The organism is Photobacterium sp. DA100 (assembly GCF_029223585.1).
Taxonomy (GTDB): Bacteria; Pseudomonadota; Gammaproteobacteria; order Enterobacterales; family Vibrionaceae; genus Photobacterium.
Genome location: NZ_CP119424.1, coordinates 125,703 through 152,520, shown reverse-complemented (window position 1 = coordinate 152,520; position 26,818 = coordinate 125,703). Strand labels below are relative to the sequence as shown.

26 protein-coding genes are annotated in these 26,818 nt (G+C 48.3%); 7 read left to right on the top strand and 19 right to left on the bottom strand.

All coding sequences use genetic code 11. The annotated features are described in order from the left end of the window. Nucleotides 1-55: 55 nt before the first annotated feature. From PTW35_RS18405 to PTW35_RS18395, 3 genes are all read right to left on the bottom strand, one after another. Nucleotides 56-1,516: a glutathione synthase gene (locus tag PTW35_RS18405; protein WP_281028420.1), complete on the bottom strand. Its 1,461-nt coding sequence runs from the start codon at nt 1,514-1,516 to the stop codon at nt 56-58. Between the two features lie 284 nt (nt 1,517-1,800). Next, complete coding sequence (locus PTW35_RS18400; RefSeq protein WP_281028419.1) at nt 1,801-2,133, bottom strand: cupin domain-containing protein; 333 nt, start codon at nt 2,131-2,133, stop codon at nt 1,801-1,803. Between the two features lie 179 nt (nt 2,134-2,312). After that, nucleotides 2,313-2,447, bottom strand: coding sequence for a hypothetical protein (locus tag PTW35_RS18395; RefSeq protein ID WP_281028418.1), 135 nt, complete (start codon nt 2,445-2,447; stop codon nt 2,313-2,315). Nucleotides 2,448-2,681: 234 nt separating this feature from the next. On the opposite strand from PTW35_RS18395, the gene PTW35_RS18390 reads away from it, so the two are divergent. The 3 genes from PTW35_RS18390 to PTW35_RS18380 all read left to right on the top strand — a co-directional run bounded on the left by PTW35_RS18390 (nt 2,682) and on the right by PTW35_RS18380 (nt 5,738). Beyond that, nucleotides 2,682-3,218, top strand: a complete 537-nt coding sequence (locus PTW35_RS18390) for an N-acetyltransferase (protein ID WP_281028417.1) — start codon at nt 2,682-2,684, stop codon at nt 3,216-3,218. 517 nt (nt 3,219-3,735) lie between these two features. Continuing rightward, nucleotides 3,736-3,936, top strand: a complete 201-nt coding sequence (locus PTW35_RS18385) for a hypothetical protein (protein WP_281028416.1) — start codon at nt 3,736-3,738, stop codon at nt 3,934-3,936. 488 nt (nt 3,937-4,424) lie between these two features. Then, entirely contained in the window at nt 4,425-5,738 is a 1,314-nt protein-coding gene (locus tag PTW35_RS18380) for a peptidoglycan DD-metalloendopeptidase family protein (protein ID WP_281028415.1), read from the top strand. A 79-nt stretch (nt 5,739-5,817) separates the two neighbouring features. Here PTW35_RS18380 and PTW35_RS18375 read toward each other — a convergent pair whose 3' ends face one another. The 4 genes from PTW35_RS18375 to PTW35_RS18360 form a co-directional block, all read right to left on the bottom strand. After that, nucleotides 5,818-6,309: a transcription elongation factor gene (locus tag PTW35_RS18375; protein WP_281028414.1), complete on the bottom strand. Its 492-nt coding sequence runs from the start codon at nt 6,307-6,309 to the stop codon at nt 5,818-5,820. Nucleotides 6,310-6,358: 49 nt separating this feature from the next. After that, entirely contained in the window at nt 6,359-7,315 is a 957-nt protein-coding gene (gene melR / locus PTW35_RS18370; protein WP_281028413.1) for a transcriptional regulator MelR, read from the bottom strand. 276 nt (nt 7,316-7,591) lie between these two features. Further along, entirely contained in the window at nt 7,592-8,707 is a 1,116-nt protein-coding gene (locus PTW35_RS18365) for a M20/M25/M40 family metallo-hydrolase (protein ID WP_281028412.1), read from the bottom strand. Nucleotides 8,708-8,886: 179 nt separating this feature from the next. Beyond that, complete coding sequence (locus PTW35_RS18360) at nt 8,887-10,299, bottom strand: DUF3943 domain-containing protein (RefSeq protein ID WP_281028411.1); 1,413 nt, start codon at nt 10,297-10,299, stop codon at nt 8,887-8,889. 299 nt (nt 10,300-10,598) lie between these two features. On the opposite strand from PTW35_RS18360, the gene PTW35_RS18355 reads away from it, so the two are divergent. Further along, nucleotides 10,599-11,342: a hypothetical protein gene (locus PTW35_RS18355; RefSeq protein ID WP_281028410.1), complete on the top strand. Its 744-nt coding sequence runs from the start codon at nt 10,599-10,601 to the stop codon at nt 11,340-11,342. 317 nt (nt 11,343-11,659) lie between these two features. After that, nucleotides 11,660-12,712, top strand: a complete 1,053-nt coding sequence (gene trpS, locus PTW35_RS18350) for a tryptophan--tRNA ligase (protein WP_281028409.1) — start codon at nt 11,660-11,662, stop codon at nt 12,710-12,712. Between the two features lie 44 nt (nt 12,713-12,756). Here trpS and PTW35_RS18345 read toward each other — a convergent pair whose 3' ends face one another. The 4 genes from PTW35_RS18345 to PTW35_RS18330 all read right to left on the bottom strand — a co-directional run bounded on the left by PTW35_RS18345 (nt 12,757) and on the right by PTW35_RS18330 (nt 14,629). Further along, nucleotides 12,757-13,359: a 2OG-Fe(II) oxygenase gene (locus PTW35_RS18345; RefSeq protein WP_281028408.1), complete on the bottom strand. Its 603-nt coding sequence runs from the start codon at nt 13,357-13,359 to the stop codon at nt 12,757-12,759. An 88-nt stretch (nt 13,360-13,447) separates the two neighbouring features. After that, a complete protein-coding gene (locus PTW35_RS18340) occupies nt 13,448-13,663 on the bottom strand; it encodes a TIGR02450 family Trp-rich protein (RefSeq protein WP_044620564.1) in 216 nt (71 codons plus the stop codon). 288 nt (nt 13,664-13,951) lie between these two features. Beyond that, nucleotides 13,952-14,242 carry a DUF3303 family protein gene (locus tag PTW35_RS18335; RefSeq protein WP_044620563.1) on the bottom strand — a complete coding sequence of 97 codons (291 nt, stop codon included), beginning with the start codon at nt 14,240-14,242 and terminating at the stop codon, nt 13,952-13,954. A gap of 147 nt (nt 14,243-14,389) precedes the next feature. After that, entirely contained in the window at nt 14,390-14,629 is a 240-nt protein-coding gene (locus tag PTW35_RS18330) for a hypothetical protein (RefSeq protein ID WP_281028407.1), read from the bottom strand. Nucleotides 14,630-14,805: 176 nt separating this feature from the next. On the opposite strand from PTW35_RS18330, the gene PTW35_RS18325 reads away from it, so the two are divergent. After that, entirely contained in the window at nt 14,806-15,969 is a 1,164-nt protein-coding gene (locus PTW35_RS18325; protein WP_281028406.1) for a DUF4382 domain-containing protein, read from the top strand. 77 nt (nt 15,970-16,046) lie between these two features. Here the strand turns inward: PTW35_RS18325 and PTW35_RS18320 are convergent, their stop codons facing one another. Beyond that, nucleotides 16,047-16,298, bottom strand: coding sequence for a hypothetical protein (locus PTW35_RS18320; RefSeq protein ID WP_231580610.1), 252 nt, complete (start codon nt 16,296-16,298; stop codon nt 16,047-16,049). A 33-nt stretch (nt 16,299-16,331) separates the two neighbouring features. Further along, the gene (locus tag PTW35_RS18315; RefSeq protein WP_281028405.1) at nt 16,332-17,231 is read right to left on the bottom strand and encodes a LysR family transcriptional regulator; all 900 of its coding nucleotides are present in this window, start codon (nt 17,229-17,231) and stop codon (nt 16,332-16,334) included. Nucleotides 17,232-17,369: 138 nt separating this feature from the next. On the opposite strand from PTW35_RS18315, the gene PTW35_RS18310 reads away from it, so the two are divergent. Beyond that, entirely contained in the window at nt 17,370-18,347 is a 978-nt protein-coding gene (locus tag PTW35_RS18310; protein ID WP_281028404.1) for a zinc-dependent alcohol dehydrogenase family protein, read from the top strand. 80 nt (nt 18,348-18,427) lie between these two features. Here PTW35_RS18310 and PTW35_RS18305 read toward each other — a convergent pair whose 3' ends face one another. The 6 genes from PTW35_RS18305 to tkt all read right to left on the bottom strand — a co-directional run bounded on the left by PTW35_RS18305 (nt 18,428) and on the right by tkt (nt 26,808). Continuing rightward, a complete protein-coding gene (locus tag PTW35_RS18305) occupies nt 18,428-18,961 on the bottom strand; it encodes a nucleotidyltransferase family protein (RefSeq protein WP_281028403.1) in 534 nt (177 codons plus the stop codon). Nucleotides 18,962-19,530: 569 nt separating this feature from the next. After that, nucleotides 19,531-20,949, bottom strand: coding sequence for an alginate export family protein (locus PTW35_RS18300; RefSeq protein WP_281028402.1), 1,419 nt, complete (start codon nt 20,947-20,949; stop codon nt 19,531-19,533). A gap of 101 nt (nt 20,950-21,050) precedes the next feature. Beyond that, nucleotides 21,051-22,637 (bottom strand): PTS transporter subunit EIIC, encoded by a 1,587-nt coding sequence (locus PTW35_RS18295; protein ID WP_281028401.1) that lies wholly within the window; start codon nt 22,635-22,637, stop codon nt 21,051-21,053. A gap of 3 nt (nt 22,638-22,640) precedes the next feature. Continuing rightward, on the bottom strand, nt 22,641-24,047 hold the full coding sequence (locus PTW35_RS18290; protein WP_281028400.1) for a Sapep family Mn(2+)-dependent dipeptidase: 1,407 nt from the start codon (nt 24,045-24,047) through the stop codon (nt 22,641-22,643). Nucleotides 24,048-24,106: 59 nt separating this feature from the next. Continuing rightward, on the bottom strand, nt 24,107-24,811 hold the full coding sequence (gene rpiA / locus PTW35_RS18285; RefSeq protein ID WP_281028399.1) for a ribose-5-phosphate isomerase RpiA: 705 nt from the start codon (nt 24,809-24,811) through the stop codon (nt 24,107-24,109). 2 nt (nt 24,812-24,813) lie between these two features. After that, a complete protein-coding gene (gene tkt / locus PTW35_RS18280; RefSeq protein ID WP_281028398.1) occupies nt 24,814-26,808 on the bottom strand; it encodes a transketolase in 1,995 nt (664 codons plus the stop codon). Nucleotides 26,809-26,818 lie beyond the last annotated feature (10 nt).

The window sequence follows — 26,818 nt, the reverse complement described above, 5'->3', positions numbered from 1 at the left end:
CAGGGGAAAAGGAGGCATTGCCGCCTCCCCCGTTTCACTGGATTCGTTACCCCACTTAATCGACAAGGGTGAGCGAATCGAGGATCCCCTTGCCGCTGTGGATCCCTCCTTCGTTTTCACTCGCAGGTTTGCTGCGGATCAAATACCCCGCATACCCCTCTAGCTGAGTGACGGGCTCGCCATTGAAATAAGCCGTAAACAGGCCTATCTCGCTGACCAAATCATCCACCAATTTCTGGGTACCATCCCGTACCGCAATAGTGGGTGTTTCCCGCTCATGGGGATACAAACGCTGCATTAAGGCCCAGGCATCATATTCCTGTTGGGTTAACTCACTGAGTTTATCCGTGATGTCCTCGCCAAAAACGCAGTGGCCACCTCCTTCACCTTGATTTTTCAGCACCCACTCATGCTTTACAGCTTGATTATTGAACCAGTCAATCGTAGCGCTATTTACTGGCTTCATCTCAGCTAGCACGCTCTTGACCAAATATGCTTCTTCAAGGCTCAGTCCCCACCGCGCATAGTCTTCTGCTGGCATCATGGTCAGCAGCATCTGCATCGATTTACTGGTCGCTAACTGTTGGCTGATAGTGGCATTGACGGCAACATGGTGCTGCTCGATGAATAGCCGAGTCTGGCTCAGGGTATGACAACAAATAGGTTCATTCAGCTCTGGTGCCCAGTAGTCTGAATACTGATAGCCCGCCCGCAGGTAAACCACGTCAATCGCGCCCACACCATCGAGCATCAAACGCTGACCATCGCCAGTGGAAAGCTGTGTGCTCAACTGTTCGAACGTGCGACGGATAGTACGCAAACCCAGCTTCTGCAGTGCGACTTCAAGTAGATGCTGATCATAAACATTGTCTTCGTTTTTCTGCACCACCATCAAAAGTGTTGGTTTGCCATCCTCGTTGAAATCAGTCCGGATCTTTTTTGCTGATGTGGCAATTGCGAAGGCCAACTGCTCAAGGCCCTGGTTTGGCACTGGCACCGCATTGCTGCCCTCTTGCCAATTCTTATATACCTCCGGCCACTGGCTTTGCATATAGGCATGGAACTCTGTGGCACGCTGGCCAAACGGGCCCATGCCAGCGGCGATACCGTTGAACTCGATCACTTTCGCACCATGTTGGCGATCATCCATAAAATCGGTACGCATCAACAACAGCGGCTGGCGGGCAGGAAAACGCCTGTCACTGATTCCGCCATGTGCCTGTTGATGTAGCGACATCAAACGGCCAAAGAAAGGATCAGCTTTGGCCATATCACCCAAAGATGACTGCAAGAAGTCATGATCTTCAGAAACTTGGCTGATCAGCTTGGTGATCAACGGAGTGACTTTCAGCAGGTGCTCATAGACATCACGTTCCATCGCCATCGGCGCAATACTAAATGGGCAGTGCCTTGCGGTATTGTCAGCCTGCCTGAATGCCACACCATGCATAATGGCCCACTCACAAGCATCTTCAATGATTTGCTGCGTGAGCAAACTTTGCGTTGCGTTTGTCATTTTCAACTACTCTTACATCCGGCCCTTAACAATCGCCAGTAGAATTTGTCCAACCATATAACTGCAAAATATAGCAAGTTGCTAATTCAATCCGCCAAGCTTATATAGCATTAAAATTCAATAATCTAGAAATACTCTCATCAACCAAGCAATATTAGCGTCGGATACGCTTAAGGAAGACGAATGAGGAGACAAAAAGACGAAATAAAACTGTGAAAATGGGAACAAGGTAGGAAGGTAGGTTAAAAATCGTTGTTAAACGCGACTGAACGTAAAACAAAAGATTACTTGCCGGTAGCTTGCTCAACCAACAGACGATCAAGCTCAACACTGGTATGCCAGTCATTAACTTGAGTTGCTCCGTGCTTCACGGTGTGTAAATCGGTATTGGGAGTCACAAAAACATTATGGTGAACACCAGGTTTTACCGTGATCACCTCATTTTCTGTCAACTCTTTGATAAGAGCTTTTCCATCCTGGAGCTCAGCGAAGAGGATTCTGCCCGATTGAACAATGTACGTCTCGTAAGTCGAGATATGATAATGGCTGTTCTGCCAAGCACCTTCAGCATCAGGATAACGGGTTCGAATATATCCTGAGCCATCGCTAGCTTTCATTCTATGGCGAGTTTCCCCGTTAGGCATCACTTCGCTGTTGGTGTGTAAGGTATCGCATGGGACGGAAAGCACAGAATCATTAATCATATGGGGTGAATAAAGGTGTTGTTTACCGCGGTCCAAGAACCGCGGTAGGAAAAATTGGATAGGCTATCGGGAAATTAGTCTGTGGTTAGGGGCTAGTAATCAAGCCAATCATGGAAGTCGACCCAAGATAACCCTTGGCTCTTCATCTGCTCGACGTAAAGTTCATACTCGGCACATTGCGCGTCTCGCTCTGTTTTGCGCCAGTTTTTATCTTCTTTCAAACCCATAAATCCATCCTTGAATCCAAATGAAGGTTGAGACACCTACGGTCAATTCACACTAACACTAAAAATCAGTGTTGCAAACAAAAACGTTAGCTGCCCAACAAGCTAGACACTCCATCTTAAGCCACCCACTCAGAACTTTTGAGTGGGATCTTGTTTTATTCTCAGAGTTCAGTGTTGACCTGTCTACAACTTCACAGTTTATGCTGCTGTTATAAATTTTGAGGAGAAATAAAAATGTATTACGGCAGCTATGAACAGAGCCAGTCCGAAGCAATTATCCAACTATTTACCCAAACCTTCTCGGATTCAGAGGGTAAGGACGAAGGCGCAGTTATCGGCAAGCTAATCAAAGATTTGCTCAAAACCACAGACAGTAACGATCTCTTCGTCTTTATTGCCGCCGAAGAAAACAGGTTAGTCGGTAGCATTCTGTTTACCCGGCTGACGTTTGAAACGGATAAAGCCGCCTTTTTACTGGCACCTGTTGCCGTTAGCACGCAAAGCCAAGGTAAAGGTATTGGCCAGACGCTGATCAAAACGGGTTTGGCAGCTCTTAAACAGCATGGCGTAGATCTTGTTTTTACCTACGGTGATCCTAACTTTTACAGCAAGGTTGGATTCGAATGCATTACCGAGCAGCAGTTCACGGCCCCACAGCCACTCTCATACCCGCATGGTTGGCAGGCACAGTCACTGACCGCGCAACCATTGGGGACGATTGCAGGCAGCTCCTCCTGTGTCGCGGCATTCAACGCTCCGGAACTTTGGTAAGCCCAACACATGAAGTAGCAGCCGCTACCAGGGTTTTGGCTCGGTATCCGAGTCAAAACCCTGCAAATAATGACAAGTAAGACTATAAACGCACACACCAGCCAACCAATATCACACTTTTTTGCAATTCAATGTATTTACAACCGCGCCGTTTAGCGTTAGTTTGACTGGGTCTGCTACTCAGACCGACATATGATTTTCAAAGGCTACACCTCACTTCTCGCCAAAGTTAGATGCTCCCCCAGAAGATTATCTCTATTTAATGCCACTGCCGCGCTAAGTTGCGAGCGCCTGTAGTGATGAGTCAGCGAGCTAGGTGATCTCCTGACGTGAATACCAGAGACAAGGTCAATGAGTAAACCGGAACAGCTAATGCTGAATCCGGCAAGACAAGCGCTGTTTTCAGCATTTGTACTCAATTTGATAGCCACAAACTCAGAGCACGTTCCCCAGAGCCGGCAGACAAAGCACACGCTAGCCGGGACAGAATGCAGAGTTTGGGCAAGAAGGTAAAATTATGATTTCACATACCGGTATTATCCGCAGCTACAACCCAACCAACCGTACAGGCCTTATCACCTGTGATCTAGGCGGCGACATTCGCTTCTACGGTGCCAATATTGCAAGCCAGGGCCAGCCTGTTTCAGGCAGCCTGGTCGAGTTTGATATGGACGACTCGAGCAACAGCCTACAAGCTGTCAAAATCCGCTTCATCTGATAAAGCGGCCGACAGTAAATAGTATGAAAAAAACAGCGCTTAATGAGCGCTGTTTTTTTATCCCCTTTTCTTCGCTTGTTTAATCTATTGCCATGTTCATCACTTTACGTTCGAGCATCAAATTCACACAGCCGATTACAGTATGATGAATTCTCAGCCACTCATAAGAAACAGCAAGCACATGCTGTGTCAGGGCAATGTCAGAGATAGCTTTTTCTTGCCTTGAGAAAGCAAAGCGATTCTAAGCTGCAAAAAATCAAACATACCTCACAAAATGTGCATCTTTTACCCAAGATAAGTGATTTTTTTGGGATCGAGGAACCTTTTTAACACATGCGAGGTCTCTTTATGGCAGACTATCGCACCTGTAATGGATGCATAGTTATAAACATTCAAAAAATAATCATCGTTATGGAGAACGATACCAACACTCCATAACCCGAGATAAAGAACCTTTATCAGAAATAAAAACGACGAGTTCTTTTACCATGTCTACGCAAAACTCGACGCTTTCTCGAAAGTGGATGTCGACCAAATTTTTAGGGATCGCTGGCTTCTCGCTGCTGACGATAGCAGCGTTGCTAACACAAACCAGCACAAACCACCGCACGGTTCCGCTTAACCTTGCGATCAACTCCACCCCGTGGTCACCAAGCGATCTTACTGATCTACCAGTCTATGAGCCACCGCGCTATGCCTATACCATCCAGAAAGGTGATACGCTTAGCCAAATTTTCTCCCGACTAAATATTCCTCTACGAACGATCCAAGAACTGCAGGAAGCCGATCTCAACCATTTGAAGATTGATACACTGCAACCGGGCAATACTTTGCGTTTTTGGGTCAATTCGGCAGAAGGACAGCTGAATCGCTTGGAACTGGAATTCAACATTGCTCAAAAAGTCGCCTACCAGCGGGTAGAAGATAATGGTTTTGAGCTTGAAGAAATCAATATTCCGGGCGATTGGGAAGATGTCATCGCTAGTGGCGAAATCCACGGCAGCTTCTCGGTCTCGGCCCAAAAGGCCGGCCTGAACGCCACAGAGATTTATGAAATCACCAACCTGCTAAAAGAGAAGCTTAACTTCTCCCGCGATATCCGCGCTGGGGACAAATTCGAAGTGGTTGTCTCGCGCCAGTCGGTCGATGACCAAGTCACCGGTCAGCATGAGTTACGTGCAATTCGTATCCATAGCCGCGGCCGGGCAACAACGGCTTACCTACACAGCGATGGTAACTTCTACGATGCAAAAGGCGAGAGCCTGCAGCGTGCGTTCCTGCGCTACCCTTATGAGCGCAGCCGCACCTACCGGATCAGTTCAAACTTCAACCCTAAGCGCCGTCACCCTGTAACTGGTCGCGTGTCGCCGCACAACGGTGTTGATTTTGCCACCCCAACAGGTACGCCAGTAATTGCTACGGGTGATGGTGTGGTCACCCAAGTGGTCAACCATCCTTACGCGGGTAGATATGTGGTAATCCAGCACGGTACCAACTACCGTACCCGCTATTTGCACAACAGCAAGATCCTGGTGCGCAAGGGGCAGAAAGTTTCCCGCGGCCAGCGTATTGCCCTTGCCGGTGCAACGGGCCGGGTTACCGGACCACACATCCATTATGAATTCCTGATCCGTAACCGTGCCGTTAACCCAATGACCGCCAATATTCCAATGGCGTCTTCGGTACCGAGTAAAGAAAAAGGACAGTTCAAAGAGACGGTGGCACTGTACGACGAGATGATGGACAACCCAAACCGCTCGTTGCTCAGTATGGCCGATACCGACCAAAAGCCTAAGGCTTAAAACAGCCTGGTACAAAGAAATAAAGGGGGAAGCATGCTTCCCCCTTTATTTTTAAGCAAACAATAGTCAGTACCCACTATCAGTAGATGACATCCACTTCATAGAAAACAACCTTACCACCAAGGTGCACTTCGGCTTCCTCGCCAACGCCCAGGCCAAGTAAGGCTTCCCCCAAGGGAGATGTCGGCGTAACCACCACCACCTCATACTGTTCAAGCGACACCTTGATCCCACCGGCTGTTGGCCCAAAAAAGACCCACTTGCCATTGTCATCTTCGTCAATAATATGGACCAAGCACCCCAGCACTACCTCGTGCAATGATGGCGGCAGCGCGGCTTTGAGCTGCTTGTAAGCATTGAGATCAGAAAGGCACTCTGCCACTCGCTGTGACTGCCCATGGGCCAGGTACGCCGCCTCGATCGCTAAGGTATCGTACTGGGTTTCCGCCACACTCTGATCGTCAGTCGCGGCACTATGTGCCTGATCTGCCGCGTGCATCGCACCTTGATAGGCTTGTTGTAAGTCGTCGAGAATAAGATCTATGATCTGAGGTTTCAGGCTGGAATTCATGTTGGCGCGTTATTTATAAAAGCTGGTCTGACGGAAATAGTAACCCTTATTACGACTTAGGTATATCCTGCAAGGTCAAATTGGTGCCGTGCAGGGCCAGGTGGTTACTCTTGCGGCTAAGCTTGCGAAACTCGGTGGGGGTCATTTTCATGTAACGCTGAAAGGTTTCATAAAAGCGGCTGTTGGAATTGAAGCCGACAGTCAGCGCGATATCAAGGATGGTGCGGTTGGTATCAGTCAGCAGGGCGCGGGCGTGGTTGATCCGCATCGATGTGACATACTCCTTGATGGTCATCTTCATCACGCTCTGAAACAGGTTCATGGCGTAGTTGGTGTGCAGGCCGACATGCTCGGCGATACTTTTCACCGTCAAAGGCGCATCATGGTTGCAGGCAATATACTCAAGGATCTTCTGGACATGGAACTGGGAGTGCTTGGAGAGCCCCTTTACACTCCCCTTACTTTCCATGGTATGGGTAAGCTTCTCCCACCCCGTCAGGCATACCCGCTTGAGCATCAGCGACATTTCATCGGCGGCCAATTGGCGAAAGCCGATGTCGCTACTCTTGCTCTCTTCCATCCAGAACGCAATCTGCTGCTCGGTTACCAGATTCGGCAACGCAGACTGAACGACAGCCCCATGGGTAATTTGGTTAAGCAAGCTTTCATCCAGCGGCCAGGACAAAAAGTAGTGAATAGGGATATTGAGGATCCCCATATTGCTCGACTCTCCGGGCTCGATCAACTGATGCGGTGTGGTCGCCCAAAAAATCCCGACATGACCATTGCTGATAGTAAACGGATGGTCATTAATGACATAGTCGACGTCATCACCGAAGGGGATATTGACTTCTATTTGGCCGTGCCAGTGATAGCAAGGCATGTGGTGCGGCTTACGTAACTCGATATGAATCGATTCATAAGAAGAGAATAAGCTCAGCGGGCCAACAGCATCAGCATCCGAGGTATCTTGCGGGTTTTCATTGTGGGCAATGTGCTTGGCCATCTGTCCTCTGTACACCGGTCGGTAAACACCAGCGAATATACGACAATCCAGACAGCCCTACCGATAATTATTCTGCAAACTGTGAGATCCAGCCCAAAGCACAGGGTATGAGCGGCGATAAAAAAAGGCCACCAGAAGGTACGGTGGCCAAAATGCTAAAAAGATACGATATACCCAATTTACCTAGCGTTCCTTGGGTTTGTCTTTAGAAGAACATCGCGATTTATACCCATAAACCTCGGCTAGGTAAAACAAGCATTTTTTATCGTTTATTTCTTATTTTTCGTTGATATAAGCCGCTGATGTCAGTAGCTCCAAAACAATATTCACGTTATCGCTCAATTGCTGATCGACCCGTCCCGGGAATAGCTCTTCCAGCTTGTCCAGGCGATCAAACTCGGTATGCCAAATTTTGCCCCATTGGGTTTCGCTATCGCGATCACAGGCGGTTTTGTTTTCGGCATCGTAGCAGTCCCAGGCCGCAGGATTAACCGTTTGCGAATAACCGTCAAAGCCCCACTTACCATTGATGTCAAAATTAGTCGCTTCAACATACGCAATCGGAATACCGGCACAGGCAAAGCCCGCATGATCAGACCATGACCCAGTCTCCCCCTCTGGGTAGCCCGGGAAAGCAGGGTGAACGGTATACTGTCCCTCTTCGCCTTTGACAGCGATTGAAGCCTGTAGCATGGCATCCCGGACATGGGTTTGGGCATTGTAGTCGGCTTCACCCAAGCCCAACTTCTCACAGGTGGATTGATACTCAGCATAATCCGAGTGCGCAGCATGCACATAAACATAGTCGCCACCACCGACGGTATCGTAGTTAATCATGGCAATGACGTTGTCCAGTTGGTCGTTGTCCAACGCCTGACGAACATAATGCAGCGAGCCGTTGAGGCCGTTTTCTTCCGCGCCGGGGAACAGAATACGTACAGTATAAGGCAGAGATTCTTGCATCAGGCTTTCGGCAATCGCTACCGCAGCAGCAACTCCAGCGCCATTATCGGTCGCTCCCAGTGAACCGTGATCAGAGCCGGTAGAGTCGTAGTGAGCGGCCAAAACGATGGTTTTCTCACTCGCCCCTTGCTTCTCAACAATAAAGTTTTTCGAGGAAAGTAGCTTATCGCCTTTTTGATAGGTAAAAGGCTGAACCTTAACGTCGTAGCCAAAGCCGGTTAACTTGTCGTACAGCCAGTTGCCCATCGCCTCTTCCTCTGGCGTGCTGGCTTCACGCGCGCCAATACCCTCGATTTCATCGGCGATATCGACCAGATAGCCGGTCGCCTTTTTGCCGTAGTCGATGGATTCGGATCCGGAGTCGCTGTTACAGCCACTGAGTCCAATTAAGACCGAAAGGGAAAGTAAACTGATAATTCCTTTTTTCATGATCGCACCACTATCTAATTTCAATTAATTGTTGTTATTCGAAATTAGTATCTGGCCTGACAGAATAAAAACCGTGATTAATATCGCGAACGAATAAATTATGAGCAGAAAAATATTACTTTGAGAACTCAATCAATTAGGCATAAAAACAATGAAAAAGTGCGTATTTTTACGTCTTGTCACCACCGCTCACCTCGGCCAAAACGGTAGACCAACTGCCCGGAGAAGAGATCATCGTTAGACGATAGTTTTCCACTGTAGAAGTGTACCCAGTCCATTTGGAGTGCCCAGTTGCTGTCCAGCTGATAATGCAAACCCAGGCCACCATTGACTTGGAACGTGGTGGTATCACGATCTTTCTCTAGCAGGGTTTCACCGATCCCTGCATTGATGTAGGGGCGAAGATCGTGGTCGGAGAGGAAGTAATATTGAAAGTCAAAGCTGTAGTTTTCATAGGTCACACTTTCCCCCGTCAGCTTGCTGTCCGTATCCACACGGGTGTATTGCAAGCGGGAAGACAAATACGGGGTGTAGTAAAGCCCCAAGGTAATCATCGGCGCCCAGTTATTTTCAATCCCCCATTCATCATCCAAATCAAGGTAGCGGCCGCCGACGGAAATGCCGACAATGCCATAGTCCACCGGATCGCTGGTGGTCATCATTTGCACCCGGGTATAATTACGGCGCATCGCCGGGCTTGTTTCCCCCTCTCCTAGCTGAAAATTCATATTCACGCTGAACTTGGTATCAGTCTGACCATTAGGAAGCGCAACATCCTGGTAGCCAATATATCCCGTTCCCGCCTTCACCACATCACGCCCCATCAGATGGTTTACGCCGCGACCCAGGCTATCAACCGGATCGAGCAAGAACAGGGCAGTACTTCCCATCCATTCGGAATCCCAGACTTTTCCCCCGCCCTGAATAATCTCGCGCTCTTTGTGGAAAGCCCATTCACCGTATACCCATCCCAGCACCGGAGTAACAACAAGATCCTGCACAGCAGGGATCTCGGCAAAAGCCTCTACACCATATTCCCAATAGAAGGTCGACATCATGAAGGAATAGACAAAAGCATCCCATTGCCGGTATCCCGACTTCCTCGCGATCTGGTAATACACCCCACCAAAATAAGGGTGACCGATATAGTTGATGTACCACACATCCCTATCCCATACCGGACCGTCTTTGACATTGTTCCACCATTTTTCCAGCAAGCGGTCGTCGCTAGTATCCCAATTCGAGATATCTTCCGGTAACAGGGCAATAAAACCAGCCACCCCCACGCCATACCAAAAAATTGATTTGGTTTGCGACCACATACGCGCCTTGTCCTCGCCGTTCTCTCCCGAAAACAAAGCGACGTTATACGGCGAGTCATATACTGAGGCATCACGTGGCACCTGCTCCCAAGTCGTATTGGTATAGGGAGCACTCGAATAATGGGAGGTGTAAGAGGGTTGCTCTTGCGAGCCGTTTGAAAGAAAAAGAGGCTGCTGCTCTGTTGGGGCCTGCCCAACCTCACCATTGTCCCCTTCTGCCACAGCCACTGATGAGGCCAATGCTATTCCCACTGCCATTGCTAACCGCATTTCAATCTCCTTTCAAAACGACGCTCGGTTCAAGTACCAAAAGAACACTTTTATATTGGCTATTAATTTCAGACACTTAAAAACCGTACCTTTGAGTATAGTTAACAAAATCCAAAGAGAAAAAATGCTTACAACCGATTATCAGTTCTCAGATCTGTCGCACAGAATCAGGGGCATGGCAGAAGAACAGCACCGACACCTACTTTGCCAAATAGCCAACAAAGTCGCCGAAAACCCAATTAATGCTAGCCTTTAGTTTGCAGTTAAAATCTATCCCCAGACAAATGGTAGGAATGAACATGAACATAATTGCTAAATCAGCCGTGCTTGCAATTTCAACCATTGCTTTCATTTCCCCCGCGGTCATCGCACAACAATTATCGGACGCCGATTTACAGGCAGCGATAGAAGCAAAATTAACCGAACAATTAAAAGATGAGAAAGTAGCAGCCCACACAGCTGACTTTATTATGAAAAACCTACTGACCTGGCAAGGGGAACCCCTACCGCTTGATCAAGCAGACAGTATTATTGCCTATGCCTTTGGTAACCGAATTGCCGAAAATGGCAACCAGTCGCCCGGTCCGATGAACAAAGCGCTGGCAGATACAGTTGTGGAGATTTACAAGCAAACCGGCAAGCCGGTATATGCCCAGTGGGAAATTGCCCAGGAAATTGGCGATCGTATTGATGAAAAGGATCTCACTGCCATCTATCCCAAAGTGGGCGCTGACGGCACCATCATCTACCTCAGTACGATTGGCGTTGCCGAAGAGATAGTTAAACTGGCCGGAGGAACTGATAAACTCGGTAAAGCCGTTGTGGTCGGTTTCTATGAGCACAGCCTACGCACTATCAACACCTCAAAGGATGCCGGTATCGATGCCTATGCCCCCGAGGGGATCGAGCTGCCGAACGACTACGACAAGGAGTCAGGCCAGCCTTGGACCCGAGACCCGCTGATCTTTGTCATGCATGAGATCCGCAACCGGGGCACCAACGAGCGCACACGGCTCATCGAACAGGCTAACCAGGAAAAATAACTCGCTTGTTTCTAGTCCCCCGCAAGCGGGGGACAAAGGAAATTTACATTGTAAAGTGACGGCGATTCCTCATCAGTAACTCATAGAGATAACGCAGCCGCAGAAATTATATTGACGGGATAAAAAACAGTGGTAGGTTAATGGCATGCAAATGATTATCTCCAAGCCTCTTATCAACCTTTCTTGGTGGCACTCTCTTCTTTAAGAGCGGTGCTGAATAGTCATATTTGTTCAAAGCCGCCGGATGGCAGGCTATGAACAACTCTTTCCCTTGTCTCCGGCATTTATTTTTCTGCTAGCTATTTCGGAGACACACAATGCTAGATACCCCAAACACCCTTACTCCAGCAATTAATAGCAAAACCATAGCAACCGGCAAAAAGATCCTCACCGGAGATCGGGCAACAGGGCAGCTCCATCTCGGCCATTATGTCGGTTCATTGAAACAACGGGTTGAACTGCAACAGGGCAACCAGCAAACGATTCTGGTCGCGGACATGCAGGGGCTTACCGACAATGGCAATACCCCCAGCAAAGTCGCCAGCAACATCCTCAATGTGGTGGCGGATTACCTCGCAGTCGGTATAAACCCAGCCCAAACCACCATCTGCTTGCAGTCTGGCGTCCCGGCCCTTGCCGAGCTGACAATGTATTACGCTAACTTGGTCTCTATTGCCCGCCTGGAGCGGAACCCTACCGTAAAGAACGAAATCCAAGGAAAGAACTTTGGCCGTTCCATTCCTGCCGGTTTTCTCACCTACCCTATCAGCCAAGCCGCCGATATCACCGCATTCCAAGCTCAGCTGGTGCCAGTCGGCGATGATCAGCTCCCTATGCTGGAGCAAACCAACGAGATTGTGAGGAAGGTAAACGCATTGGCAAACAGCGAAATCCTAGTGGAATGCCACCCCTTATTGAGCAATGTCAGCCGGTTGCCCAGTGCCGACGGCAAAAGCAAGATGTCCAAGTCGCTGGGTAATGTGATTACGCTCGATGCATCGGATCAAGCCATCGGCCAAGCAGTGAAAGCCATGTATACCGACCCGAGCCACCTAACCATCGACCAACCGGGGCAAATTGAAGGCAATGTGGTTTTCACCTACCTAGATGCATTTCACCCAGATACGATATTTATTGCTGAGCTAAAAAAACACTATCAACGTGGCGGTTTAGGCGATGGCAAAACCAAACAAATTCTCACCGATTGCCTGCAGGCGCTGATTGCCCCGATACGTGCCCGCCGACAAAGGCTGATAGCAGATAAAGGATATCTGACAGAGGTGTTAAAGAAAGGAACCGAGCAAGCGAAGGAAGAATCGCAACAAACACTCGATAAAGTAAAAACGGCGTTTGGGCTGAATTTGCTATGAAATAAATAGCCATACCCTGTTATCTCAGGGTATGGCTAAAGACATTACTGCGCGATATCGAGCATGTTATTTTTCACGCCGTTGGTGCGAAACCACCCCGCGATACTGAAGCGCTCGACATTGGTCGGCAGTACCTCATGAGGAAACTGCTCGGACAGGAACACAAACAGGCGGCCTGATTTAGGTGCTAGCTTCATCAATTCCTTGTCATCCAAGTCATAGACCACCAGCTCGCCACCATCCTGTTCATCCCAGCTGTCATTCATATAGAACACTGTCGTTAAGCGGCGATTCTCATTGCCACGAAAACAGTCTAAATGCTTCTGGTAGAAGTCACCTTTTTCATACTTGGCAAAATGGGCTTCATATTCAAACAGGCCGAGAAAAAAGTGCTGGTTGACCTCTCGGCGGATAACTTCCATACGCTCCAGGTAATCTTGTGCCGCGATACCTTGATCTGCCGCTAGCCAATGAATTTTGTCACTACGAATCGATGATTCACGAGCCACTTCATCGTTACGGCCAATTCGGGCTTGGGTCCATTGCTCCGGCAAACACAATTTGAGCTCATTCACTTGCTCAGGGGGGAGAAAGTCATCCCAAACAAAATATCCCTGGGTCGCCAGCGCATCGATTAACTTCTGCATCACGTTTTCACAAAATTAGAAAAGAATGCGCGTTATATAACCAATCTCACAGAGCGACAATTCAGATGTTTAATCCTGACGATGAGAATTACTTCCAGCCCATTATCCAGCGGCTGCTATCTTTGAGCTCACGCCAATCAAGCTCAAACATTCGATGATTGATCACCGCTTGAATTAGACAGTAGACGACTTTTTGGTTGTCATCATATTCCACATCGATCACCATGAAATGCTTCTCTCGCCCTTCGACTTCCACTTTGGTCCATTTGCTTCCATAAAGGGATTTAGGGTGTACCCGATTCATGGGGAGCCTCCAACAAAACGCTTTTACCACAATACGTAATCTAAACGACCATGGTTTTCTGCTCAAGGGATGACTTTAGGTTCTAGATTCTAAAGTCATTGTGAGGATGTATAGGGGGAAATTTCGAGAATGCTGCAAGGTAAGCGCTTCAGGAGAAGATTCTGCAATACAAGAAAGAACAGCACTCCGGGCCATCCTTCAGCCTCCCTCTTTCCACCAAGTCATCACATCACCTAAAGCGGAATGAGGAAGGCGCGGTTTATATCAGGCTTTGTTCTTAGTTAAAGACTACAACGAAAGCCTTTCGCCCATTTCTCGGGCCATAGCGTCATCAACCACAGGCTGCACCGTGATCTCCATTTCACTGTTCCACTTCAAAGCATAGGCGGTCACGGCCTCGATACTGTCAGATTCTACGATACACACGCCCGTGCCACTGACCAAGTCATGCCAGCGGCCAACCAACTTGATATCCGGCCCCATCAGTGCCTTGTCTTGCTCTTCTGTCAGTTTGGAAAAGTGCGCAAGCACAGGATGCAACCGCCCTTGATAAAGCTGCCAGGAAATCAGGAAAGTCATGACATACCTCTACCTCTCGAATCAAACGTGTTGAGAGTATAGTCACTGTTGGCCAACTACCTCTCGGTTTATAGAGGAAATCGCTGTCGCACAATGAGAAGCAATTTGGGAGGCAAAGCAGGGCTGAGAAAAGCGAATGCTCAGCCTTCAGCGAAAAACAAAGCGCTGGATATATTGGAAGAACCTCGTACGTTTAATGCTGCGGACTTTATCAACCGCCTCTTGTTTTTTGAAGTGCTGGCTGCCGCACATGGAATCAATCATTATCCGGTCCGTCGCGGTCAGGCGGTAAATTTCTCGCTCAATGATGACCAAACACTCCGACTTGGTATAGCCCAGGGCTTGGAGCTCGTGCACCGCAGGCATATCAACACTGGAAAGTTTCATGGTGTTTTCCTTTACCGAGCATGGAGAGACACACTGCAGGGATATAGCATGAATCATGCCGCTTTTCGTTATCTGTGTTATTCCACTCACAAGAACGACTACGCCTGACAATCTGATGACATTACTGTCACCAGATTTTTGTATCTTGCGCAAAAACGCAGATGGCAGGTTTTATCATGAAAAGCAATAAGTTACTCCTACCTTTGGTACTGAGCAGCATCCTTGTTGGCTGTGGCTCCGACAATAATGACAATGGCGGAAACGTACCGGGGCCAACAGACGCCACCTTGAACTTTGGCGTGATCAATCAGCTCAGCTCCCCGGCAAGCGCCAGCAAAAGCCTTATTGAGACAAGTGATTACAGCAGTACAAACTGCAATCACGGCAAATGTCTCGATGACATTGACGAAGCCGTCATCGCCTTCAATTATGTCTACCTGAAAAAAGTCAACGGCAACGGCGGTGGTGACGACGCAACCTGCGATCAGACCGGGGAGTGCGAGGCGTACCACATCACCTTTGAGCAAGAAGCCAATGAGCTTCGTATGATCGATGTCATGAATGCCAACGGTGACAATGCCTACCCGCTTTTCCAAGACTTGAAGCTATCGCCGGGCGACTATGAGATGTGCCTGTATATCAATGGTAAATACGAAAGTGGTACGCAGGTAGAAGTTGACTATGACTCACACGTCCGTGATATCGACGGTAGCTATCTTTACCTAACCACACCAAGCCAGGGTTCGTGTGCCGGTGCCAAGCCGCCGCAAAATGCCCGCCCAACCGGCCGTCTGGTCAGCCAGCCGTTTACGGTACAAAAAGGCTACAACAACCTGGCATTCTGGTTTAACTTGGAAGAAACCCTTCAGTACAATAAAAACCATGACTGGCGCTTCCTCGGCAACAAAGATTTCGAAATCGTCCATGTCGATGATATCGCCCCGCGACTAGGCCATATCCGCGGTACCATTGACATCGACACCATCCAAAGCGTATGTCACGACAACAACTTAGATGCTGTGGACGCGGTTTACCTGTATCGAGGCGCTACCGAGCAAAGCCAGATGCTAGGCTTCCACGATCCGAGAATCGGTAATGAAGGCGAACGCCGCCCAGTAGAGTTGGCTGCAGTTGCAGTTCCTCTGGTTGAAGACCCATCGGGTATGCAGGCACAATTCAGCTTCAGTGATGTGTATGCCGGAGAGTATGCCGTCGGCTATACCTGTACCGCCCAGCACGACACGGAAGAAGCGAATGGGTCAGGCTTTGAAATCTACGACTCGATCAACAACATCATCGTTGAACCGGGCCGAACCATCGGCGTGACATTTTCTCTATAAGCCATAGACATAGATTAACACCAAACAAAAAGGCCGCACCCGCGGCCTTTTTCTTACCCCGTCCCGTGGCACAGTTGCTAGCCAATATTGATATCGCCATTTCTGACCATTTTGCAAAACTGCGAGTAATCGTGGCTATAGGCACAAAATGCTTGAGGCAAGGTCGAGCCCGCCAGAAAATCATCAAATGCTTTGCGGGTGTCATCTGGCAACCCGGTCGGATCAACGACTTTGAACGGCGTATCCGGAATCGTAAATTCTTTCAGCTCAGGGAGCATGGAGTCAAAATCTGCAGCCATAGGTTCATCACCCTCAACAGTTGTGTTCATGATGCCTTCTGAGTATAGCCAATGCCACTGAGCTCAAAGCTCCTGTTTGTTGCCGTGTATCTTTTCGACCAGATAATCAATGAACACCCGCACCTTGGGTGAAACCATCTCCCGCTTGAGATAGATAGCATAGGTCGCCGTTGGCGTCGCCTGCGGACTGAAGCGATATTCCGCCAGCACCTGTTGCAAGCGGCCATCTGCCAGCTCGCTGGCAACAGCCCAAAGGGGAATGAGCGCAATCCCGCAATGGCTGAGCAACAGTTGTTTCTGACCGTTAACCGTATTGACCTCTAGCCCACCGCCAATAGACAACTTCTCCAGCTCTTCGCCGATCAAATACCAATGCTGCCATCCGGCATAGCCGTATCGAATACAGTGGTGCTCCGTTAAATCCTGCGGACAGTTCAGTTCTGGTGCCAGCTCGAGGTACTCGGGGCTGGCACAGAGAATAAAATCATTGTTCTGCAGCTTCCTGGCGACCAGCGAAGAGTCTGCCAGCTCCCCGCTTCGGATCGCCACATCAATATTGTCTTCAATGAGATCTTTCACCCGCTCGCTCAACTCGATGCGGATATCCACCTCGGGATAGCGCCGACGGAACTCGTTGATCAATGGCAGAAGGACCACTTCGCCATACCCCACCGTGGCACTGACCACCAGCTTGCCCTTCGGGATATCCTGCAGATCATTGATGGTCCTGCGCGCTTCATCGAGACTGGCAACAATATGCTGAGAATAACTGTAAAAGGTCTGCCCGGCTTCGGTGAGCGATACCGTTCGGGTATTGCGGTTAATCAGCCGAACCCCAAGTTCCTCCTCCAGCGCCGCCAATTGGCGGGAAACCGAAGAAGGCTGGACATCAAACACCCGGCTGGTTTCAGAAATACTGCCGGTTTCCACCACGGCATTAAAATATTGCAGTCGTTTGATCATCTTTACCTCCAATCACGGAGCAGTATTCTACCTAAGCATATTTTGCATAAAAGACAAAATATACTTGTCTTTTAATGCATGGATTGCAGTTAACGCAATCAATAGACTGGCCCCGCTTCAACAAACGAGGGTTAAACAATGAAAGCGATGATTATTGATTCACTGGGCGATGCCAATGTATTCCGACAGGTCGAGCGTGATAGGCCCAAGGCAAAAGCAGGCCATTTGGTGGTCGAGGTAAAGGCAACCAGTGTCAATCCGCTTGATACCATGCTTCGCTCGACGGAGACGCCATGGTCAGCCAACCTACCGGAGATCCTGCACGGTGATGTCGCCGGGGTCATCGTCGAAGTGGGCGAGGGCGTTGAGCAGTTCAAGGTCGGCGAGGAAGTCTATGGCTGCGCCGGCGGTATCGCAGGCACCAACGGGGCACTTGCCGAGTACATGCTGGTCGATGCCGATTTGATGGCCCACAAACCCGAAACGCTGTCGATGCGCGAGGCGGCCGCACTACCACTGGTGTCAATCACCGCCTGGGAAGCACTCGTCAGCAAGATGATGATCAAACCCGGTGACAATGTACTGATCCACGGCGCAACCGGCGGTGTCGGCCATGTTGCGGTGCAGCTGGCTAAAGTGCTGGGGGCAACCGTCGCCACCACCTCACTGGCGAAAAACCTCGACACAGCCAGCACATTGGGGGCCGACCATGTGATCAATGCCGAACAGCAATCGGTCGAAGCCTACACCGAGCAGCTCACAGGCGGATTGGGCTTCGATGCCGTCTTCGACACCATTGCCGGCGACCACATCCAGAACAGTTTCAAGGCAGCCCGCTACAACGGCAAGGTCGCGACCATCCTGCCAATCAGCGATCCGCTGCAGGTCGCCCTGAAAGGATTGAGCTTCCACAGTGTGTTGATGCCGATCCCTCTGGTCTATGGCATCAACCGCAAGGCGCACGGTGAAATCCTGGCCCACATTGCCAAACTGGTCGACGATGGACAGATTAAACCTCTGGTTGACGACAGCCAGTACAGTATTTGGGACGTTGCCCAGGGCCACCAGCGTTTGGAGTCCAAGCAAGCTGTCGGCAAAGTTGTGCTAACCGCCTAACTAGATTCGGAACCCCTCACTGCTGTTGCCAGCTGAGGGGATTTTTTGTCTGTTCCTTGAACAAGAGCTAGATCAAGCCCCTAGATCACCTGCAGTTTAGGCCAATGTTCAAGCCAGTTCTTGCCGTTCAGCCGTTCGGTAAAAAGCGAATACGGACGTTTGGGGTTGGGGGTAAGCTGCAACTCAAACAATGATTCAAAACCAAAAGCCGCGATGCATTCATACTCCCCCTCGCCGGTAAGCCGAACGCCTACCGCCGTCTCTTTTTCAGGCCAATAACTCATCGCATCCAATGTACTGGAATACGGGGTGTCGCCATTGCGCAGATGCATCCGTGCTTGGTTGCGCACCTGCCAGTGGCAATCCGGCAGCATCTGCGTCAGTTGACGCTCATAAAACAGATATTGATTGGGATCGTCTTCATCGGGGTCGAAATACACCACATCGACATCATTGAGCGGTGTAGGCTCGCTATAGTCATGCAGGTGATCCCAAACCAGATTGCGGACAAACCCCGCTGCCAAGTAGCATTGCGGCAGGTTTAGCTGGCGAGCGCATTGCAGCGCCATAAGATGAAGCTGATTCTTTTCAATCAGCTGTACAATTAAGTCCAATTTACACCCTTACTTCATAGATATAGCTATAAATACACAATATTTATTGTTTTACTCCGTTCTTTAAGATCAAAAGCAAAGCACATTTACCCTAAAAATACCAACCTTTCAAAATAAAATTATTAATTTACAATACCTTTATATCTTCACCAAAGGGAAGCTAGCAAGGCAATGTAAACTTAAGCTGACTGCAGAACGAGTGAATTAAATATTAGGACGCTGACAAAGCTCGTGGATGAGTCAATAATATATAATATGAAGCCACACTGAGCCTTAACTAAAACGCTAAATATTGTGCACAAAATAAGTCAGCAACAAAAGTTACTGACTTAAAAATACATCGTCAAAGTATTTAAGACGCCCCCTCTCATTACTCTATACTCAGCACTGAGTTTTAAGTTGTCCTTACCGAAGAATATAGAGGGAAAAAGACCAATCGACTATGTCGTGCCCTTATGGTGACTGAAAATCAATTGGTATATTTAAAAAAGATTTAGCCATATTTCTGTAATATCATTAGACCTTTATTAGTAATTAGCCTGGCTTCATAAAAAATTGTAAAAATAATATTAGAAGTTGTAGATTAGTGCCAATTCAAATCGCGTAATATCTTTACTATTCGGGCCAACAACATCATCTGTGTAGTCACTCGCCAGCGCATAGTATGTATTCACTTCTGTTTTTAGGTTGCCAGTAATGTAGTTGTGGAACTGCAGGTAGAACTGGGTGTATGCGTATTTCTCATCGGAATCTTCACCAAATAACACATCCTGGTTAAGAGTGTAGATCGCATCATCGGTATTAGCACGCCAGGTTGACATGAAACCGGTAATGATTATCTGCTTAGGTGCATACTCAATCACAGAGTAGCCACCAACTTGCATGGCGTTCCCGTAAGCTCCATCATGCGCAAATCCCAGTGGGTCACCTGTCCATAATGGGTTGAAAGTATTGACCTTGTCACTGTCAGCGTCAGAGCCCGATGCGTAGTGCAGGTTCATACCCACTCGGTAGTTCCAATCCGCTTTCCAGTTATAGTTCAGGTCGGCATAAGCCATGTACGCTGAAATATCTTTACCTGCATGATCACCAAACTGGTAAACACCATCGATCATGTAACCAAAGCCTTCACTCACAAAATCATGAGCATGAAGACCAAGCACTTGAATATCGACATCACCATCAGGCGCGTTTACAAAACTTGAGTTGGTCAGTTTATTACTCATCACGTAAGCTTGCATCGCGCCAAAGTCGGTACGCCAGTTAGCAAATAGACCTGTCGACTTATTGCCGTTGGTTTTGTCATCCCAGTTGCCACTAAAGCTGCCATCGTCAAACAACGGGAAGACTTCTTCACCGTAGTAAGCATCAAAGTTGATACCGCTGACACTGTATTTAGCGCTGACCGCGTTCCAGCTAGATTGCACTGGGGTTGGTTCACGGTTCATCATCTGCCACTCATTCAGATAGATCTCTTGGCGGCCAAGCCGTGTACTTAAATATTGCTCGCCGTCATCCAATAGTTTGAACTCGGTGAAAAGTTGGTGGAAATCCGTACCAGCATCATCAATAGGACCTGGCGCATCTAGGTTGGTGTAATTAGTACGAATTTCACCAAATACTCGCATCCAATCTTGGTAAGTCACATCAGTAGAAAGCTGTAGGCGTGAGCGCAGTTCATTATGCTTGCGAATATCTGGGTCATACATATGATTCCAGCGGTTATCGAGAGCCACTTTTACGTTACCAGCGAAAGAGACTTTCCAATCTCCATCATCGGTAATATCAAGGCGTTTTAGCTTTTCAGAGAAGCTCTTTTGGCTTTCATCAAGATTATCGACATAGCTCCAATCTTCGTTAGCGCGGTCACCCCAGAACACGATTGGGTTGCGCTCAGGCCAAGTTGAAGTCGCCGTGTCACTCGCGTGTAACACGCCAGAAATCGATAACGCCAGCAAGCTTAAGGTACATTTAGTTATGGTTTTCATTATTTTATTTCCATATTTTGGGCACAAGGAATCCTGCCTGTGACCTTTTGGCCACAGGAGGAGTTTGTTGTTATTGGTGATTTTTTATTTGTGGGAAGGCGTTACGAGTCCACGCCTAGGGCTTCTTTGATACCCGAGGCAATAGTGATCACGTTTGCACCATAGATGACTTGGATACCCTTAGGCATACGCACCACGCCGATAGCATTCAACTCTTTCTTCCAGAAGTCGTCACTGGCGGTAAGTGTGTCATCATGCAGAGATACACGTAGACGAGTCGCACAGTTAGATACGTTATCAATGTTATCCGCGCCACCTAGAGCTTTGATGATCTCAACAGGTAGACCAGCCGTGTTTTGTTGCTGCTTCTTCTTGAAATCGTGTTTGCTGTACAGCGCAATTTCACCTTCTTCAGCATCCTCACGACCCGGAGTTTTCGAGTCGAACTTCAAGATGAAGAACTTAAAGGTGTAGAAGTAAATCACGAAGTAAAGTGGGATGATCCATAGCAACGCCCATGCGTGTACCTTCTCAGGTTGTAGCAGGTTTGGCACCATGAATAGTAACTGGTTACCGTGAATAGACACGCCCATCATTTCAGTAATCACATACGCAAGACCATTTAGTGGCACGTGCACTGCAAAGAACAGGAATGGCTGAACGAATAAGAAGGTGTACTCTAGAGGCTCTGTGATACCGATCACCGCTGCAGTAAACACAGCAGGAACCATTAGCGCTGCAACTTTCTTACGGTTTTCTGTTTTCGCAGTCACGTACATTGCATACGCAGCGCCTGTTAGACCACCGATCTGTATTGGAATACGTCCACTAGTGAAGTTATGGGTGATGTAACCCGTTGCATCAGGTGAGCTCATTTGACCGTTCATGATGTTACGAACACCTTCGTAAATCACACCATCAATTTCCATCACGCCACCGACACGCGTGTACTCGATAGGGAACGCAATAAGATGGTGAAGGCCGAATGGCAGTAAGCCTTTATCAAATACACCGTATAGGAACGAACCAAAAATGCCAGAGCTAGTGATTAGCGTCGTAATAGACTGTAGACCGCCAGCAATTGGTGGCCATGCGTAATAAGTAATCAAACCAATAGGCATGATCGCCATGTAAGAAAAAATCACAACTGCTCGTGGGCCTGAGAAGAAGCTGAGCATCGAGGGCATTTCAAATTTATAGAAGCGGTTGTGTAGCCATGCAGTCAGACAGCCGACAACAATACCACTGAAGATTCCCATGTTATAGGAAAATACACCTAGGTTTTCACCCCACAGTGAGTTGAAGTTTTGTGCAGCAACGATATCGTAACCCAGAGTGTTGACTAGGTAATCCACGCTAGTGGTTTCTGCTGTCCAGCCATTAAACATGGCAATCGAACCGACCGCAACGTTGAAACACATAAACATAGTAAAACCAGTGAAGGCTGCCCACCCTTTCTCAGATTTAGAAAGTGCGAACGCCAAACCAATGGCAAAGAATGGTGGTAGGTTACGCATTACCATCAAACCGAGATCCAACATCAGTTTGAAGAATGCATAGATAACAGAGTCTTGAGCCGACATTTGGTTTACAACGCCTGCACCAATACCAATGTAAATACCTGCAATGACTAACACGATGATCGACACCATCATGCCGCCAGCAAGTGCTTGAACCTTATCTCTCATAATTTACTCCTGAAGTGATATGAGAACTTTCACGTATATTGTTATTGCTTTTCTCAATGACTCGAGGCTGAGCTGTTCGTTGGGCTCATGCACTTTCGTCACATCACCTGGAAAAGTAGGTCCGAATGCCACACCGTTGTTTAGCGCACGTGCATACGATGCTGCACCTTTGCTAAAGCACTGAGCTTCCATTCCCGTAACTTCGGAATACGCTTTTCCCATCGCTTGGATAAGGTCACTTTCGGGTGAGAGGTAAGATAGAGGTAAGTACTGCTGCTCGGTGAAACTCACTCCATACTTTTGGGATAAGTGTTGGAGTCGGGTACGAGTCTCTTCGATGGTCAGTCCTTTAGGAAACCGAAAATCAAAATCCAAGTTATATCCATGTTCATCAAGGTTGATTGAAGAGACGCAGCAACTGGTACCTCCCATCTCAACGTCCATATGTGCTAGCCCTAATTTCGCTCCATCGATTGAGCCTGCAAAGCATGACTCCAACAGGTCGATTAAGCTTTTTGAGTTCGCATCTACCCCTTTAACATGGCGCATCACAGCCATAAATTTGTCCATACAATTTTGGACGCGATGCGAGTTGCGAGATTTCTCCCACGGCGTTGTCAATACAACGCGATACAGTTCCTTCTGCTTAGTTACTTCAGCAACGCTATTAAAACGTTGCGCCACACTTGCTGCCTCTTGCCCAGAAAACCAAACTGAAAGGTGATGACACGTTGAGGTACGATCTCGCTCACTTTCGATTCGGTATATCTGACAAGCTCCTAAGTCACTTAAAGTTGGGAAGTCTTTTTGCAACTCGGCATACAAGATACCTTTTTCTCCATTGACGATTGGGAAGTCGCCATCCGGAGAAAAGCCAAAAGCCGGTTGTGGCTGATGGCGAAAGTAATGCTCTACACATTCCCAAGTTGTCTCTTCAGCGCCACCAATAATCACGCGAATTTTGTGTGTCATTGGTATGTTGAGCTGCTTAAACATCTTGAGGATATATAGCGAGGCCATAAGAGGCCCTTTGTTATCCGTTACGCCGCGACCGAATACTAGGTCTCCTTGTTGGTGAAGCTGGAATGGATGGGTAACCCAAGTCGCTTCATCGCCTGCTGGCACGACATCAACATGGTGCAGAATGCCAATGTCTTCTTCACCTTCACCGTAGCTAATATCCAACGCATAGCCTTGGTGATCACGTACTTCGAATCCTTCACGATTCGCCCAGTCAATCAAGTAATCAAAGGCTTTTCTGATACTCTGACCAAACGGCGCGTTGTCTGATTTAGTGCTTAAATCACGCACTGACGGAATGGCAATTAATCCAGATAAGTCGTTGAGTAATTCATCAGTACAGCCATCAAAATACCCTAGCATTTGTGTGGAAAAATTGCGTTCCGTCATCTTTTAAACCTAATCTATTCGTTACTGATAAAGAGATAATTAGAGTTCTTGGCTAGGTCTCAATTACTCGCTAACCAATGCACACCATCGTCATCAGAAAAAGCCATACAGTCCGCTTTTCTACAAGAAAAAATGCCATTTTCTACCACGCCTGGAATGCTGTTTAAGGCTGTTTCTAGTAACTGTGGTTCGCTTAAATCCAGCCCAGCACAATCGAGAATGATATTGCCATTGTCGGTAATGCATCCCTCTCTTCGCACAGGTATCCCCCCGAGGCTTTGTAAGGCACGTGTCACGGCAAGTTCTGCTGCAGGAAGAACTTCGATAGGAAGAGGGAAAGCACCTAAGGAAAGTTTCAAGCGATCACTATCGGCAATAGTGATAAAGCTCATAGCCAGAGTTGCTAGCACCTTCTCACGTGCTAAAGCTGCACCACCACCTTTGATGGTTTCACCGCTACTTAGCCCTTCATCGATGCCATCGACATAAAAATCTATTCGTTCGCAACTCGAGATAGGCTGCTCAGCGAGACCTGCCGCAGCTAGCGCTTTACTCGAGCGCTCGGAACTCGATACACAATGAGAAAATTCGGCACCGCTTTGTTTGAGCAATTGAATAAATATCTCAACCGTTGCCCCAGTGCCGATACCAATCACAGAAGACGGCTTTAGCACACTCAGTACTTGGTCTAAGGCCGCTTTCGCAGCCTTAGTACGCAGGCAATCTGAGCTATCCATTTCGATAAATCGCTTTGCCATACTCATGATTACTTCTCCAGTAACGCGTGTGCTTTCGCGACTACGTTATCTACCGTAAAGCCGTACATTTCAAATAGCTGCTCTGCTGGTGCAGACTCACCAAATGTCGTCATACCGATGATATCGCCGTTAAGACCAGTGTATTTGAACCAGTAGTCAGCAATACCCGCTTCAATCGCAATACGCTTGCTAACCGATGCTGGTAGAACTTGCTCACGATACTCAGCCGTTTGTGCTTCAAACAGGTCTGTCGATGGCATAGAGACTACGCGGCAGCGAACGTTAGCAAGCTGTTCTTTCGCTTGCATTGCCAGTGCCACTTCAGAACCTGTGGCAATCAAGATTAGCTCTGGCTCACCGTCGCAGTCCGACAAAATATAGCCGCCTTTTGCGACGTCATTGAGCGTTGCTTGATCGCGTTCGAATTGAACAAGGTTTTGGCGAGAGAAAATCAGTGATGTTGGGCCACCTTTGCGCTCAACCGCTGACTTCCAAGCCACTGCGGTTTCCACTTGGTCACATGGACGCCATATACTCATGTTTGGCGTTAAACGTAGCGATGCAATTTGCTCGACAGGTTGGTGCGTTGGGCCATCTTCACCTAACCCGATGGAGTCATGGGTGTAAACAAATATGCTGCGTTGCTTCATCAATGCTGCCATACGCAGTGCATTACGTGCGTATTCCATAAACATCAGGAAGGTGCCGCCGTAAGGGATAAAACCGCCGTGCAGGGCAATGCCATTCATCATCGCCGACATAGCAAACTCACGTACGCCGTAGCTTAGATAGTTACCTGAAGCATCTTGCGCAGAGATAGCTTTAGAACCAGACCAGTTAGTCAGGTTTGATGGCGTTAAATCTGCCGAACCACCTAAGAATTCCGGTAAGTGAGCACCGAACGCTTCAATCGCGTTTTGTGATGCTTTACGCGTTGCGATCGTCGCAGGATTAGCTTGCAGCGTAGCAATCACATCTTCGCTGATTTGCTGCCAGTTTTCAGGAAGTTCACCTTCTACGCGGCGCTTATATTCTGCTGCGAGTTCCGGGAACGCTTGCTGATAGGCATCAAAGCGGTTTTGCCATTGCGCTTGAGCATTTTTGCCCGCGTCTTTACCATCCCACTCAGAGTAGATATCCGCAGGAATCTCAAACGGCGCGTAATCCCAACCTAAGTTTTCGCGCACTAATGCCACTTCATCTTCGCCTAACGGTGCACCGTGGCAATCATGGCTTGCCGATTTGTTTGGCGAACCAAAGCCGATAATGGTTTTACAACAGATCAATGTCGGTCTATCTGTCTCTGCTTTCGCTTCTAGAATCGCCTTGCGGATCGCTTCGGCATTATGGCCATCCACATCGGCGATAACGTGCCAACCGTACGCTTCAAATCGTTTTGGCGTGTCGTCAGAGAACCAACCTTCAACTTCACCATCAATTGAAATGCCGTTGTCATCCCAGAACGCAACCAGCTTACCTAGGCCGAGTGTGCCAGCTAATGAACACGCCTCATGAGAAATGCCTTCCATCATGCAGCCATCACCCATAAACACGTAGGTAAAGTGGTCAACAATATCGTGACCCGGGCGGTTAAATTGCTCACCCAACACTTTTTCAGCCAGCGCCATACCAACACCATTGGTAATGCCCTGACCTAGCGGCCCTGTCGTGGTTTCGATACCCGGCGCATAGCCATACTCAGGGTGACCCGCTGTCTTTGAATGAAGCTGACGGAATGACTGGATATCTTCCATCGTTAGGTCGTAACCTGTGAGATGCAGCAAGCTGTAAATCAGCATAGAGCCATGGCCGTTTGATAAAATAAAACGGTCGCGATCAGACCAGCTTGGATCGGTTGGGTTATGTTTTAGGAAATCACGCCAAAGCACTTCGGCTATGTCAGCCATGCCCATCGGTGCTCCCGGGTGGCCTGAACCCGCTTTTTGCACAGCGTCCATGCTAAGAACGCGAATTGTATCTGCGAGTTTAGAACGAGTAATCATAGCCAAACTC